Genomic DNA, 14091 nt, shown 5'->3' with positions numbered 1-14091 from the left:
GCCGGCAAACGGCGTTCCCCAAGAAGCCGAATCGTCCATGGTCGGCAAAAGCGTGGTCACGCTTGACGATTTGACGACATCCCAGATTGTCGATTTGCTCCATAAAGCGCAGTACATCGAAACGCATCGTCATGAGGTGGCGCATACCTGCGACGGCAGGGTGCTGGCCACCCTTTTTTATGAGCCCAGTACACGCACGCGTCTGAGCTTCGAAACGGCGATGCTCCGGCTCGGCGGCCATGTGATCGGTTTCGCCGGCGCCCAATTGTCCTCCGTGACCAAGGGCGAATCCATCGCCGACACCGTCAAAACCGTGTCCAACCTCGTCGACGTCATCGCGATGCGCCACCCCAAGGAAGGCGCCGCGCTCGTGGCGGCCCGTGCGGCCAAGGACTTCGGCATTCCCGTGATCAATGCGGGCGACGGCGGCCACATGCACCCCACCCAGACGCTCGCCGACCTTGCGACCATCACCTCGCGTTATGGCAGAATCACCGGGCTGACCATCGGCCTGTGCGGCGACCTGACCTTCGGGCGGACCGTGCATTCGCTGGTCGAGACCCTGTGCCGTTTCGGCAATGTGAACTTCGTGCTCATCAGTCCTGACGAACTGAAAATGCCGCGGTACGTGATCGACCGCATCAAACGCGCGCCCTCCTGCACCTACACCGAAGTGCGCGACCTCGCCGGTGTGATCGGCGATCTGGACGTGCTGTACATGACCCGCGTGCAGAAGGAACGCTTCTTCAACGAGGACGATTACCTGCGCTTGCGCGACACCTACATTCTTGATGAGGCGAAGCTCCAGCTCGCCAAGCCGGATATGGCGGTACTCCACCCGTTGCCGCGAGTCAACGAGATTTCCGTGGACGTCGACCACGACCCGCGCGCCGCCTACTTCGAGCAGGTACACAACGGCATGCTCATGCGCATGGCCTTGGAAAGCTCGGTGGTCGGCGACACGCTGCCCGGGTATGAGGAATGGAAGAACGAGGAGGTCCACGCCTGATGGAAGTCACCAGCATCCGCAACGGCATCATCATCGACCACGTGCCTGCGGGCACCGCGCTGAAGGTATTGCAGTACCTGAAGATCGATCCGACCAGCACGAAGCTCGCGCTCATCATGAATACGGACAGCCGCCAGTACGGTTCGAAGGACATCATCAAGATCGAGGACGCGGGGGATTTGAACCTCGACGTGCTTGGCTTCATTGCACGCCAGGCGACAATCGACATCGTGCGCGGCGGCAAGATCGTGCGTAAGGAGAGGCCGAATCTGCCTGAACACATGGTCAACGTCATCAAATGCAAGAATCCGCGGTGCGTGACCACCACGGAACGCGGAATCGACCAGATGTTCCATCTGGTGCACTCGGAACGCCAGGAATACCGTTGCGACTATTGCGACGAGGAAGCCAAGCTCTGAGCCGCGCCGCGAGCGTCGAGGAAAGGAACGATGAGTATGCTCACGCTGCATGACATCCGCGTCTGGGACACGGGGGAGAGGATCGACCTCGTGATCCCCGGCACGGACGCCCAGCGCTACTTCGACGAGCCGGGAGCCGTGTCTGACGGCGAGTTCGACGCCTCCGGGCTGACCGTGGCACCGGGATTCGCCGACCCGCACGTTCACTTCCGCGATCCGGGGCAGACCTACAAGGAATCCATGCGTTCCGGGTGTGCTGCGGCGGCCTCAGGCGGCTATACGCGGGTGCTTATCATGCCGAACACGTTGCCTGCGATGGACGGCAAACCGGCACGACCGGGGGCACCCGGTGCCGACGATGTACTCGCCGCCGGCGCCCGAGACACCATCGACTATCTCCAGCATTACGACGCGACCCATGACGGCACGCTGCCCGCACACTACGACCTGTGCGTGTGCGCTTCCGTGGATCGTGCCGGAGCGCAGGCCACCGACCCCGAGGATTGGCGCGCGCACCTGCCCGGTGTCGGCGATGATACAAAAGACCAATACCAGTTGACGCATCCGGTCACCGCAATCAGCGATGACGGCGCGGCTGTCCCGGACGCGATTCTCGACCAGGTGCTCGCCAATGCGAAAGCCACCGGGCTGTATCTCATCGAGCATTGCGAACACCATGACAGCGGCATCATCAACGAGGGCCCGGTCAGCCGCAAGCTTGGCGTGCCCGGCATCCCCGAGGACACCGAGTTGCGCATCGTCACCCGTGATATCGAGGCTTCGCGGCGCACCGGCGTGCACGTGCATTTCCAGCATGTGAGCACCGCCGGGTCGTTCGAGGCGATTCGCGCAGCCAAGGCGGAAGGCCTGCCCATTACCTGCGAGACCGCACCGCATTATCTTGCATTGAACGACGAGGCGATTCTCACCTACGGCGTCATGGCGAAAATGAACCCTCCGCTTCGTTCCGAAGCGGACCGCAGGGCCACCGTCGCGGCGATTTCGGACGGAACGGTTGATCTGATCGCCACCGACCACGCCCCGCACGCGCAAGATGAGAAGGCCGCGGGCCTTGAACAGGCCCCGAACGGCATCATCGGCCTTGAATGCGCGTACGGCGTATGCCATCGGGTGCTGGTGGACGGCGGCTACATCTCCGAGCAGCGGCTCATCGAACTCATGTCCGTGGCTCCGGAGCACCTCATGGGGCATACGCCGACCGACGTGGCCGGACTGCTGAATACCTCCTCGCGATGCGCGACCAAACGCACCTTGGACCTTGCTGCGGTGGAGCACCCCGAAACCGTGGATCTGGCGATTCTCGACACCTCCCGACACTGGACCGTGGACAAGAACCGCTTCCATTCCAAGGCGCGCAACACGCCGTTCGACGGCTGGCAGGTCACCGGCCTGCCGCTCGCCACCATCATCGGCTCGCGGCTGGTGTTCTCCCGTATCGGAGCATGAACCGGGAACCGTCGCAATACCCAAGCCACATGCTCACAGCGTTCTGAAAGAAGGCACATGGACAAGCTCATCGAAGCGATCAATACGACGCACAATCCAAGCGTCGTCGGGCTCGACCCGACCGACCAGGTAGTGCCGGCGCAGCTCATCGACTCCTTCCACGAGGAGGTCGCCGACCAAGTCGATGACCCGGCTGAAATCCCCGCCATGCAGCGTGCGGTCGCGTATTTCGAGTTCAACCGCGCGATTATTGACGCAATCGCGGGCATTGTGCCTGCCGTCAAACCGCAAATCGCGATGTATGAGGCCTTGGGGCCCGCCGGCATCGACACCTATGAGATGACCTGCGAATACGCGCAATCCCAAGGCCTGTATGTACTCGGGGATATCAAGCGCGGCGATATCGGCTCGACGGCCGCCGCCTACGCGCGGCATCTCGGCGGGCTCAACGCGCAGGACGGCGATGCTCTTGACCTGTGGCACGAGGACGCCGTTACCGTCAACCCGTATCTGGGCACGGACGGCATCACCCCGTTCGTGGACGCGGCCAAGGCAGCCGACAAGGACCTGTTCGTGCTGGTACGCACCTCCAACCCGTCCAGCAAGGAAATCCAAGAGCTCGAGCTTGCCGACGGGACACGCCTGTACGAGCGTGTCGCCGACCTCGTCGAGCAGTGGGGCGCGGAAACGCTTGGTGCATCCGGATACACGCGTGTCGGCGCGGTCGTCGGGGCAACCCACCCCGAGCAAGGTAAACAGTTGCGCGAGCGCATGCCGCATACCTTCTTCCTAGTTCCCGGCTACGGGGCGCAAGGCGGCACCGCGCAGGATGTCGCCGGCATGTTCGATGCCGACGGCTCCGGGGCGATCGTCAACTCGTCGCGCGGCATCATCGGCGCATGGCGCAAGAACGGCGGATACGACGAGAGCATGTCAGCTGACGATGCGCTCGCCCTGGTCGCCACCAGCGCCCGGGACGCGGCAATCGCCATGCGGGACGACCTGGAGGCCACGCTCGCCTGACACACCGCGTAACACGGCGAAACACCGAAGCAATAGAATGCACCCGTCGGCGGACGCCTCGCACGTTCAGCCGCACAGGTTCAGCCACCCACAGCTACCAAGCCCAACAGCCCAAAGGAGAGGCAATGCCCAAAGCAACGTTTATCCCAACCTTCGACGTGACCGCCGAAGCATCCCGTGCAGGACGCTTCCCCGGCAGGCGCACCGTACCGGTGGTGGATAACCGCAGATTGTCCGACGGCATCTATCGTCTGACCTTCCGTGACAGCTACATCGCGGGACATGCCAAGCCGGCCCAGTTCGTGGATCTGTATTCCGCGGATCCCACGCGCCTGATGCCACGGCCGTTCGGCGTCAGCGAAGTCGAGGGCGATGACGTGAGCCTGATCTTCGCGGTCGTCGGCAAAGGCACCGAGGAGTTCTCCCGACTGGCAGCAGGCGATACCGTCGATGTCATGGGCCCCTTGGGGCGCGGATTCGACATGAAAGCCGCCGCGAACTATGTGCTGGTGGCTGGTGGTCTCGGTGTGCCACCGCTGCTGTATGCCGCCCAGAAGCTCGCGTTGCGTGATGACGCGACCGCGACCGCCGCGTTCGGGTATCGTGACGAACGCTTCGCCGACGAACTGGTGGCAAAATACGCGGAACGTGTGGAAAGCATAACCAACGCGCAAGGCAATGTCGTCGATCTGCTTGATTCGATCGAGGATTCGCTGGTCAACGGGGAACTGCCCCCGGTCATCCTGTCCTGTGGCCCGATGCCGATGATGCGTGCCGTCGCCTCCTGGGCGGTCGCGCGCGATATCCCATGCCAGTTGAGCCTCGAGGCGCGTATGGGCTGCGGGTACGGCACCTGCTACGTGTGCGTCGTCGACACGGCGGAGGGACGGCAGAAAGTGTGCGTCGCCGGCCCGGTATTCACCCCGGAACAACTCGGATGGGACAAGTAGAGGTCAAGGCACGATGCAGGAGCAGCAGATGGACAAGCAGATCAACGTTTACGAACCGCATGAATGGAAACACAGCACCGTCGTCGCCGGCGTCGAGTGGAAGAATCCGGTGGGCACCGCCTCAGGCACGTTCCAGTATGACGCGTGCCACTGGTTCTACGATGTCAGCCAGATGGGCGCGGTGACCACCAAGGGCGTTTCCCCGGTCCCATGGGAAGGCAATCCCGGGCCGCGTACGGCCGAAACCCCGGCGGGCACGGTCAATTCGGTCGGCTTGCAGAACCCGGGTGTTGACCATTATCTCGTCGATGAGCTACCCAAGCTCAAGAAGGAAGGCGCGACGGTTATCACCAATGTGGCCGGCCATTGCGATGACGACTACGCCGAAGTGGTCGCCAAACTTGCCGATTGCCCTGCGGATATGCTGGAAATCAACGTGAGCTGCCCGAATGTCACCCACGGCGGCATGAGCGTGGGCACCGACCCGGTAGCACTCAACCGGCTGATCACCCGCTTGCGTCATATCACCTCCAAGCCTTTGATCGTGAAACTCACCCCGAATGTGACGGATATCGTCCCGATCGCGAAAGCCGCGGTGGACGGCGGTGCCGACGCGTTGAGCATGATCAACACGCTGGTCGGCATGCGTATCGACATCCGCACGGGCGAGCCGATTCTCGCGAACCGCACGGGTGGCGTGTCCGGGCCGGCGATTCTCCCGATCGGCCTGAGCTTCGTATGGCGTGTGCGCCAGGCGTTGCCCGATATTCCGATCATCGGCATCGGCGGCATCGATTCCGGTGAAAAAGCCTTGGAATACCTGTATGCCGGGGCAAACGCCGTCGAGGTCGGTGCTGTGGCGTTGTATGAGCCGACTGCTCCGATGCGTGTGGCCCGCGAATTGGACGACCTGCTGGACTCCCGTCCCGAGCTTGCCGCGAAACTCGCCGCAGGCCAGACTTGGCGGTGACGGTCAACCCCCTTGCGGTACCCTGATGTTCCGGAAACCGTCTGCACCCAGTGCAGGCATCGGCCGTGCCCTGGAGTGCGGCCGAATAGAGAAAGGACCCTCTGACCTATGACTGAGCAGAAAGTGCCGCTCGACCGGAGATTCACCTCGTTCCTCTTGCAATCGCAGGCATTGAAGTTCGGAGATTTCACTTTGAAGTCAGGCCGTCGCTCACCGTATTTCATCAACGCGGGAGCCTTCGACACCGGTCGCAAAATTGCTTTGCTTGGCTCGTTCTACGCTGAGAAGATCAACGCCGCAATTGCGGACGGAACCCTGCCCGGGGATATCGATACCGTGTTCGGGCCAGCGTACAAGGGCATCCCGCTGGCGGTTTCCACGGCGATCGCCCTGACCGCGCAATACGATATGGGCGTCGGCTACACCTTCGACCGCAAGGAGCGCAAGGATCACGGTGACGGCGGCATGTTCGTCGGAACCCAGCTGCGTGACGGCATGAAAGTGCTGCTTGTTGACGACGTGATGACCGCGGGAACTGCTGTGCGCGAGGTCGTGCCCAAGCTGCGCGAGGCGGCCGATGTGCAGATTGTCGGACTGGTGTTGTCGGTCGATCGCATGGAGAAAACGCGGGACAGCAATATATCCGCCGTCGCCGCCGTACAACAGGAGTTCGGCTTCCCGGTTGTTTCCATCGCGAACGTGCGTGAGATTTTCGATGCGGCGTCGCGTATGACCGGCGATGATGGCCTGCCGCTGCTCGACGAGGACATCAAGACGCGTGCCAAGGAGTATCTCGACACGTATGGCGCGTGACAACCGCATGATGTGATTCGCACGTCACTGCGGACAACGGCCGGCCGGGAACCACCGTATGGGGTTCCCGGCCGGCCTTATCGTTATTGCGTTCGTGTCGGTATGCGACGTCCTCACATCCGGTGAGCGTCGAGCGACGTCTTGCGCCTTGCGGGATTAGTCGATGAGCTTGTACCCGTGGGAGGCGATCACCGTGCGCAGCTTGTCCAGATAGGTCTGCGCGGCGGTCGAGAGTTTCGCACGCTCGTTGGTGATCCAGCCAAGCAGCATCGTCTCGTCCGTGTCCAGCGGCACGGTGACGATCTTCTCATTGTTGAGGTCGCCGTTGTCGATGCCCGTGCACACGGTGTAGCCGTTGAGGCCGATGATGAAGTTGAGAATCGTCGCACGGTCGGTTACGTTGATTTGCTTGGGGGAGTACTCCGGCCACACCGCTTCCTCGGCGAAATAGAAGCTGCCCTCGGAGCCTTGTTCATACTGGATGAACGGGAAGGGCTTGAGGTCTTCCATCGTGACTTTTTTCTTGCCGGCCAGCGGATTGTCTCGCGAGATGAACACATGCAGGTTCGCACGGAACAGCGGGTGGAACACGAGATGCTTCTCACGTAGCAGCTTGTTGATCACGTTTTTGTTGAAATCGGACAGATACAAGATGCCGATTTCGGACTGCATGTTGGCGACCTGGTTGATGATGTCCTTGGTGCGCGTCTCGCGGATGGTGAACTCGTATTCGTCGGAGTTGATTGAGTTGATCATTTCGACGAACGCTTCGACAGCGAACATGTAATGCTGGGTCGAGACGCTGCACAGCTGCTTGCGTGGCTTCGCATTCTTGTAGCGTTCCTCGAGCAGTGAGGCCTGGTCGAGCACCTGACGCGCATAGGTGAGGAATTCCGCGCCGTCCACGGTCAGCGCGATGCCCTGGGAGGATCGGGTGAAGATCTCGATACCCAGCTCGTGCTCCAGTTCCTTGACCGACGAACTCAAGGCCGGTTGCGAGACATACAGCTCGTGGGAGGCCTCGTTCATCGAACCACATTCGACGATTTTGACGATGTACTTGAGTTGCAAGAGAGTCATAAGAGGATTTTATATCACGAGGATGTCAAGAATCGGGCGGTTATATCCACATGCTGGTGTGACCCTCAACACCGGATCAGATCCGCACGCCCAACGATTGCAGCTCGCGTCTGGCGTGCGTTGCGTCATCGAACAGGAACGCATGCATGCCCACGGATTTCGCCCCCTCGACATTGCGCGGCGTGTCGTCGAAGAACACGCTGGATGCGGGGTCGGCGATGCCGAAACGGCCCAAAGCCAGACGGTAGAAGCCCGCGTTCGGCTTGAACTGCTTCTCCGCGCCCGACACCACGGTTCCGTCGAGCAGCTCCTTGAGCTGTGGGAACTTGTCGAACGCGAAGTGGAAGGTCTCATACGACCAGTTCGTCAACCCCCACACGCCGTATCCGGCGTCCTTCAAATCCTTGAGGAGCGATTCCGTGCCCGGGATGATCCGCGTCAGGGAATCGTCGTAGCGGGCGATGTAGTCGGCAAAGATATCGGCGATGTCATCCCCGTGGTCGCGCCTGACATCCGGGAGGATATCCGCGAGTGCCTCACCGTGGTCCATACGGTCCTCATAATCGAAGAAGCCATACGGGTCGTCCGGCGCGCAAATACGATCCACCAAGGTATCGGGGTAGCGGCCGCGCAACGCAGCAGCACACTGCCAGTCGATGAGCACGCCGCAGAAATCGAACACGATATCGCTGATCGCCGCAGCTTCATGTTCCGTGGGCTCTGCGTGCTTCGTGCCGTCCTGCGGTCCTGCCGTCTGCGTTGCCAGTGTCGTCATGCTGTCCCTTCCTATGAGCCTCGGCGATGGTTACCGACGCGCGCGTCATTCATCAGTCAGCTCCGCCAGCGACGAAGCCCGCACCACAGTCTAGCGGCAACGGCCCCCGGACTTGTGTAGACCGGCGTATCGGGGATATGAACATCTCGGGAACGTATCGCAAACAGGGCGTGGCTCACTCTTCGCCGGGTTGGAATACCTGAACGTACAGGATCTGGGTGTTTTTGTCCGCGCATCCGGTGAGACCAGTGGCATCGATGCTGAGGGCGTCCGTCTGGTCCGGAGGGTAGATGAGCATCGTGTCAGCAGCTGTTGGTGTGCAATCCGCGGCATCGAAATTCTCAGCGTTCACGATGCGCAGGGCGCTGTGCGCGGATTGCCCCGGCTTGAGTGTGATCGTGGAGGCAGTGACTGTGCTGTCGCGCTTCGCTGCAGCGCCGATTTGCGTGTCACCGTGACGTAGAGAAACGCCCGGATATCCACGCAACGTGCAGGTTTGCGAACCGGAATTGGTCAACACCAGATACGGGTAGGAGCTTCCCGCGCCCCCACCCGCGCCTTGCGTCAGCTTCGCGGTCAGTTCCTTCGTGGTGCATGCGCCGGTAGCGGCGGTGGAAGAGGAGGCCGATGCCGAGGCGGACGGTGAGGATGCCGACGCGGTGGAGGAGGGGGATTGCGACGCAGCAGGGGATGATGACGAGGCGGACGGGCTGGCATTCGTTCCGGATGTCGAGCCACACGCGCACAAGGAGCCGGCCATCACCGCCGCACTCAATGCGATCACCGCCCACGCCCGAGCCGGGGAATGAGCCCCGGACCGCCGTGATGAACCGGTACGGGACGACAAACCGCTGGAACCATTGCCATGCTGGGAACCGATCATGATATGTCCTTCCTCCGTGAAGCGCACAAACTCTTCTACCATTCTCCTACTGCTGACGCATACGACCACGTCATGGCTTCATTGTACCTGTACCATCGCTGGGAATGGGGAACCTGACGTTCGCGGGTTTCACCCGATGAGCTTGGCGATGGCCTGCGGAATGGCGCGTATCACATCGCTTGCGATAATCGGCTCGCCGGCAACATACCCGGTATTTCGCTCGCCGGCACCGTAGATTTCGGGCGCGCGCCACCCGCATTGCGTCGCGTGCGAGGCGATGGCGGCCGACAGACCGTGCAGATACACGGCCGCGGCGACGGTGTCGGCCACCGCTGGGGCGTCATCGGGTGATCCGGACACATCGGATTGGGCCAGCAACGCCCCGATCATGCCGGCAAGTACGTCTCCCGCGCCGGCCGTGCCCAGCCATGCGGGGGCGCGTCCGCACAGGAGAATCCGCGTACGGTCGTTGTCGTACGGGTCGGTTCCGGCGATGACGCTGATCGCGCCTTTAAGTACAACCGTTGCGCCGGTATCCTCATGGGCGAGCTGTGCATACCGGACGGGCGCTGACATCACCTGGTCGGCTGTAACCGGCCCGTTTATGGTATCGAGTCTGGTCAACAAACCCGCCAACTCCCCGGCGTGCGGGGTAATCACCACATTGCTGGGAACCCGGGCGGGCAGCAGGTCGAGCGCGCCGGCGTCCACGACAATGGGCGGCATCGCGTCAGGATGGATGCCCTGCGCTGCCGCATCGCCACCGTCGTCGTTGGTTCCGGACTCGTCGACGAGCGCATAATGTGCCAGCAGTCGTGTTATCGTCTCACGTTGGATATCGTCACCGTCTGCTGTGTCCGTGGACGCGGGGACGCCCGAACCGACGACCCAGGCGTTCACATGCCCTTTGCCGATGACCGCTTCCGGCAGCGCCTGCAACACGAGATCCTGGGCGCGTTGCGGGCCGAGATAGCGTACCATGCCGATGCCTGATCTTGCGGCTGCGTTGGTCCCCAGAACCGCAGCCCCCGGATATCGCGTCGACCCGGTGACCAGCCCGACGACTCCGCGCGTGTATTTCATGTCATGTACGGACGGCACGAGAATCGCGGAGGAAGCGAGGTCGGCGTCCATCATTTCCGAGGCGGGTTCGGCTTCGTCGATATCGAACCCGAAATCGACGAGTGTGACTTTGCCACAGGCGTACGCTGCGGGAGGCAGCATGGCGCACGGCTTGAGGGCGCCGAACATCACGGTCCGGTCAGCAGTAAGGTACGGACCGGGGAGTGTACCATCGTCCACGCCGATACCCGAAGGCGTGTCCACCGCCAATACCAGCGGCCGTTCGCCCGGATGGTCTTGGATCGTCTCGGAACCAGCCCGCCCGTCGATACCCCACGAATCCAATAACGCCGACGTCAATGTCGCCGCGATGCCGTGCAATGCGCCGGAAACCCCTATCCCCGTCATCGCATCCATGACAAGATCCGCCTGATTGACCAGATCGACGGCTACGCGGAGACGCTCACCGGCTTCGCCGGCGGAGAAACCGGTGACGCAACCGGGGATCTCGGCTTCCGGGTCAAGGACCAGCACACGTCCGCCACTATGCGCGAACGCTGCGAAACCGGCGTCATGCAGGCCCCGTCCGACGGCGACCACTGTGACCCGGGCGTCCTCTCCGGCAAGTTGCGCCGCGGCGAACAAGCCGTCGCCTCCGTTGTCGCCGGCTCCGGCGAGTACGACCACATTGGCATCCTCGAGCGCTACGCCTTGGGCGCCGAGCATGCGTTTGGCCTCATGTGCGGCGGCTGCCGCAGCCATACGCATCAGTGGGACGCCGTCATCCAACAGCGGCCGCTCCAGTTCACGTACCGTGTCCGCGGCATATGCGTTGAATCTAAGCATTTGCAGGCGTTCATGATCGATGCTCTCACCCATGGCATGGCCCCTTTCCTATCATTGGCGTCCAGGCCCGCTGCACACGGCATCAGGACTGCTCTTCCAACTGTAGTCCCTTTCCGGGTGAATCATGCTCCACCCGTTCCCTTGTTCGCAGCTGCATACAGCAAGAAGAAAACTCGGCTTAAGGTGTTCGTCTCCCCTAGGGCGGTACAGTGGTGGGGATGAGCGAATCGGCGAACAGCCGGTAGGAGACCAGGGAGCGTGGGTATGAACGTAGTGGCGGCTGCTGAAGCGTTATGGGCGCAGCATACAATCCATCTTGATCCTGAGCCGCAGGGGGAGCGGCACGGTGTCGTCAACGCCGATGATCCCGGTGACGCGTTGTCGTTCGTCGCCGTGGGCGATTCGATGATCGCCGGCTGCGGGGTCGAGAACCAGTCCGAGGGATTCACACCCGCCATGGCATCGGTGTTCTCCGATATGCTCGACAGGCCGGTTGACTGGCGTGCCGTCGGCAAGCTTGGCGCCACGATGCGCCGCGTTCGGTACCGTCTGCTCCCGCAGGTCGATCACCATGCCGATCTCATGGTGTTGTGCGCTGGTTCGAACGATTTGATGGCACGCAGGACCATCGCCCAGTGGCGTGATGACCTGTCAGCGTCGATTGACCTGGCCAAGGGGCGCGCCGACCATGTGGTCGTGTTCAGCGCCGCCCAGCTGTACTGCAGTCCTTCGCTGGGGCGGTCATTGCGTCACCTAATCGCGGACATGACCGACGAGCAGACGCAGACCAGCCGTGAGATCTGCGAACAGCATGGCGTCAGGTTCCTTGACATGACCCACGAGGATGTGCACGCCGATCGAGACGATTTCTACGCGCACGACCATTTCCACCCCAGCGCATACGGGTACCGGTGCATGGCGGAACGCGTCGGACAGATGCTCGGCGGATGGATGACCTCCGAACTGCGATAGCACCGGTTGCGGCTATGGGTCCGCAACGCTGTAGCCGCAGACCCATAGGACAGGGCTCCGTTGGCCCAGTGCCACGGTTATTCTTCGGCGACGAGCTCTAAATACCCGTCGTTCCACAGGTCCTCGTCGCCGTCGGGCATGAGCAGGACACGTTCTGGGTTCAACGCCTCGACGGCCCCTTCATCGTGGGTGACCAGTACGATCGCCCCCTCGTATTTCGCAATCGCCTTGAGGATTTCGTCGCGGGAGACGGGGTCGAGGTTGTTGGTCGGCTCATCCAACAGCAACACGTTCGCACGGGACGTGACCAGCGTGGCGAGCGCCAATCGGGTTTTCTCGCCGCCGGAGAGCACTTTCGTCGGCTTCATCACGTCATCGCCGGAGAAGAGGAAACTGCCCAGAATCGAACGCGTATGCGTGTCGTCAAGCTCGGGAGCCACATGCTGGAGATTCTCCAACACCGTCGCATCCATATCAAGCGTGTCGTGCTCCTGAGCGAAATACCCGATCTTGCAACCGTGCCCATACACCACTTCGCCGGTATCCGGCTGCTCCTCGCCGGCCAGGATCCGCAACGTCGTCGTCTTGCCGGCGCCGTTATAGCCAAGAATCACGACGCGTGAACCCTTGTCGATTGCCAGATTGATACCCGCGAACACGATATTGGACCCGAAGGCCTTGGAAATATCCTTCGCCATAATCGGGGTACGGCCGCAAGGCGCCGGTTCCGGGAAGCGGATGTCGGCGACTTTCTCCTTCTTCTCCGCCTCGCTTGTCTCTGCGAGCAACCGTTCGGCGCGGCGCATCATATTCTGGGCGGCGACCGCCTTCGTAGCCTTCGCATGCAGCCGGATGCCTTGCTTCATCAGGCGTTCCGCCTTCTTCTCCGCGACCTCGCGTTCACGGCGGCGGCGCTCCTCGTCGACCACACGCTGGTGCAGATAGGCCTTCCAGCCCAGCGAATACATGTCGATCTGGCCAAGCTGGGCGTCCAAATGCCACACCTTGTTCACAACCTCATCCAACAGTTCCGTGGAGTGGGAGATCACCAAGAAACCGCCTTCGAAACGCTTGAGATAGCCACGCAGCCACTCAATCGAATCAGCATCCAAATGGTTTGTCGGCTCGTCGAGAATCAACGTGTCGGCGTCGGAGAACAAGATGCGCGCCAGCTCGATGCGCCGCCGCTGGCCACCGGACAATGTGCCCAGCTGCTGCTGCATCACCTCTTGCGGCATACCCAGGCTATCGGCCATCGAGATCGCCTCGGACTGGGCGGCATACCCGCCTGCCTTCTCAAAATCCTGCATGGCCTTGTCATACCGGTTCATCGCCTTGGTCATCACATCAGGGTCAGGATCGGTCATATCCTTTTCCGCCTTGCGCAAACGCGAAATGATCGTCGCGATATCACGTGCGCTCATCATCCTGTCCAACGCAGTCTGCGTAGGGTCGGCGGCATGCGTGTCCTGGGGAAGATACCCAAGCTTGCCGGAAATGCGAACAGAACCCGCGGCGGGGAGCATATCACCGGTGATCACGCGCGTCAGTGTCGTTTTGCCTGCGCCGTTTCGGCCGACAAGACCGATCTTGTCGCCTTTGACGACATGGAAATCAGTGGGATGCAGCAATGTACGCGCACCGATCTGAATCTCCAGTCCCTTTGCCTCGATAGCCATGCCAACCTGCCGTTTCTTTCATCATCCGGGTCAAAGTCCAACGGGTTATCTTACCCATGGGGCGCCGACGTGCCGGGCATGTCATGGCGCGACACGCGCGGCACTCTTCCGCGGTTCAACCCAATATCGAACATCTGTTCGAA

General features: G+C 61.7%; 13 protein-coding genes. 8 read left to right on the top strand and 5 right to left on the bottom strand.

Features of this window, described 5'->3' with window-relative positions:
* The first annotated feature begins 37 nt into the window (after window positions 1-37).
* The 7 genes from pyrB to pyrE all read left to right on the top strand — a co-directional run bounded on the left by pyrB (window position 38) and on the right by pyrE (window position 6651).
* On the top strand, window positions 38-1009 hold the full coding sequence (gene pyrB, locus ACZ41G_RS04715) for an aspartate carbamoyltransferase (RefSeq protein WP_029576693.1): 972 nt from the start codon (window positions 38-40) through the stop codon (window positions 1007-1009).
* The gene (locus tag ACZ41G_RS04710; protein WP_015450618.1) at window positions 1009-1428 is read left to right on the top strand and encodes an aspartate carbamoyltransferase regulatory subunit; all 420 of its coding nucleotides are present in this window, start codon (window positions 1009-1011) and stop codon (window positions 1426-1428) included. The genes pyrB and ACZ41G_RS04710 overlap by 1 nt, the downstream gene beginning before the upstream one ends.
* A gap of 36 nt (window positions 1429-1464) precedes the next feature.
* On the top strand, window positions 1465-2895 hold the full coding sequence (locus ACZ41G_RS04705; RefSeq protein ID WP_464146226.1) for a dihydroorotase: 1431 nt from the start codon (window positions 1465-1467) through the stop codon (window positions 2893-2895).
* Between the two features lie 57 nt (window positions 2896-2952).
* Window positions 2953-3918, top strand: a complete 966-nt coding sequence (gene pyrF / locus ACZ41G_RS04700; RefSeq protein WP_321046868.1) for an orotidine-5'-phosphate decarboxylase — start codon at window positions 2953-2955, stop codon at window positions 3916-3918.
* A 125-nt stretch (window positions 3919-4043) separates the two neighbouring features.
* A complete protein-coding gene (locus ACZ41G_RS04695) occupies window positions 4044-4868 on the top strand; it encodes a dihydroorotate dehydrogenase electron transfer subunit (protein ID WP_033505667.1) in 825 nt (274 codons plus the stop codon).
* Between the two features lie 13 nt (window positions 4869-4881).
* Window positions 4882-5838: a dihydroorotate dehydrogenase gene (locus ACZ41G_RS04690; protein WP_321046867.1), complete on the top strand. Its 957-nt coding sequence runs from the start codon at window positions 4882-4884 to the stop codon at window positions 5836-5838.
* Between the two features lie 108 nt (window positions 5839-5946).
* Window positions 5947-6651 (top strand): orotate phosphoribosyltransferase, encoded by a 705-nt coding sequence (gene pyrE, locus ACZ41G_RS04685; protein ID WP_033505659.1) that lies wholly within the window; start codon window positions 5947-5949, stop codon window positions 6649-6651.
* Window positions 6652-6807: 156 nt separating this feature from the next.
* On the opposite strand, the gene ACZ41G_RS04680 is transcribed toward pyrE, so the two are convergent.
* The 4 genes from ACZ41G_RS04680 to ACZ41G_RS04665 all read right to left on the bottom strand — a co-directional run bounded on the left by ACZ41G_RS04680 (window position 6808) and on the right by ACZ41G_RS04665 (window position 11330).
* Window positions 6808-7731: a LysR family transcriptional regulator gene (locus ACZ41G_RS04680; RefSeq protein WP_033505657.1), complete on the bottom strand. Its 924-nt coding sequence runs from the start codon at window positions 7729-7731 to the stop codon at window positions 6808-6810.
* 76 nt (window positions 7732-7807) lie between these two features.
* Entirely contained in the window at window positions 7808-8506 is a 699-nt protein-coding gene (locus ACZ41G_RS04675; RefSeq protein ID WP_152570331.1) for an HAD family hydrolase, read from the bottom strand.
* Between the two features lie 175 nt (window positions 8507-8681).
* Window positions 8682-9431, bottom strand: a complete 750-nt coding sequence (locus ACZ41G_RS04670) for a DUF4232 domain-containing protein (protein ID WP_464144702.1) — start codon at window positions 9429-9431, stop codon at window positions 8682-8684.
* Between the two features lie 87 nt (window positions 9432-9518).
* Window positions 9519-11330 (bottom strand): bifunctional ADP-dependent NAD(P)H-hydrate dehydratase/NAD(P)H-hydrate epimerase, encoded by a 1812-nt coding sequence (locus ACZ41G_RS04665; RefSeq protein WP_464144701.1) that lies wholly within the window; start codon window positions 11328-11330, stop codon window positions 9519-9521.
* Window positions 11331-11561: 231 nt separating this feature from the next.
* On the opposite strand from ACZ41G_RS04665, the gene ACZ41G_RS04660 reads away from it, so the two are divergent.
* Window positions 11562-12269: an SGNH/GDSL hydrolase family protein gene (locus ACZ41G_RS04660; RefSeq protein WP_464144699.1), complete on the top strand. Its 708-nt coding sequence runs from the start codon at window positions 11562-11564 to the stop codon at window positions 12267-12269.
* Between the two features lie 77 nt (window positions 12270-12346).
* Here the strand turns inward: ACZ41G_RS04660 and ACZ41G_RS04655 are convergent, their stop codons facing one another.
* The gene (locus ACZ41G_RS04655; RefSeq protein ID WP_464144698.1) at window positions 12347-13948 is read right to left on the bottom strand and encodes an ABC-F family ATP-binding cassette domain-containing protein; all 1602 of its coding nucleotides are present in this window, start codon (window positions 13946-13948) and stop codon (window positions 12347-12349) included.
* Between the last annotated feature and the right edge of the window lie 143 nt (window positions 13949-14091).

The sequence above is a fragment of the Bifidobacterium porcinum genome, assembly GCF_055378475.1.
This window is presented reverse-complemented; position numbering and strand designations above follow the sequence as displayed.

Excerpts from the sequence above, each read along its gene's own strand:
- pyrB (WP_029576693.1), top strand. The coding sequence starts at position 38 with ATGGTCGGCAAAAGCGTGGTCACGCTTGACGATTTGACGACATCCCAG.
- ACZ41G_RS04710 (WP_015450618.1), top strand. The coding sequence starts at position 1,009 with ATGGAAGTCACCAGCATCCGCAACGGCATCATCATCGACCACGTGCCT.
- ACZ41G_RS04705 (WP_464146226.1), top strand. The coding sequence starts at position 1,465 with ATGCTCACGCTGCATGACATCCGCGTCTGGGACACGGGGGAGAGGATC.
- pyrF (WP_321046868.1), top strand. The coding sequence starts at position 2,953 with ATGGACAAGCTCATCGAAGCGATCAATACGACGCACAATCCAAGCGTC.
- ACZ41G_RS04695 (WP_033505667.1), top strand. The coding sequence starts at position 4,044 with ATGCCCAAAGCAACGTTTATCCCAACCTTCGACGTGACCGCCGAAGCA.
- ACZ41G_RS04690 (WP_321046867.1), top strand. The coding sequence starts at position 4,882 with ATGCAGGAGCAGCAGATGGACAAGCAGATCAACGTTTACGAACCGCAT.
- pyrE (WP_033505659.1), top strand. The coding sequence starts at position 5,947 with ATGACTGAGCAGAAAGTGCCGCTCGACCGGAGATTCACCTCGTTCCTC.
- ACZ41G_RS04680 (WP_033505657.1), bottom strand. The coding sequence starts at position 7,731 with ATGACTCTCTTGCAACTCAAGTACATCGTCAAAATCGTCGAATGTGGT.
- ACZ41G_RS04675 (WP_152570331.1), bottom strand. The coding sequence starts at position 8,506 with ATGACGACACTGGCAACGCAGACGGCAGGACCGCAGGACGGCACGAAG.
- ACZ41G_RS04670 (WP_464144702.1), bottom strand. The coding sequence starts at position 9,431 with ATGGTAGAAGAGTTTGTGCGCTTCACGGAGGAAGGACATATCATGATC.
- ACZ41G_RS04665 (WP_464144701.1), bottom strand. The coding sequence starts at position 11,330 with ATGGGTGAGAGCATCGATCATGAACGCCTGCAAATGCTTAGATTCAAC.
- ACZ41G_RS04660 (WP_464144699.1), top strand. The coding sequence starts at position 11,562 with ATGAACGTAGTGGCGGCTGCTGAAGCGTTATGGGCGCAGCATACAATC.
- ACZ41G_RS04655 (WP_464144698.1), bottom strand. The coding sequence starts at position 13,948 with ATGGCTATCGAGGCAAAGGGACTGGAGATTCAGATCGGTGCGCGTACA.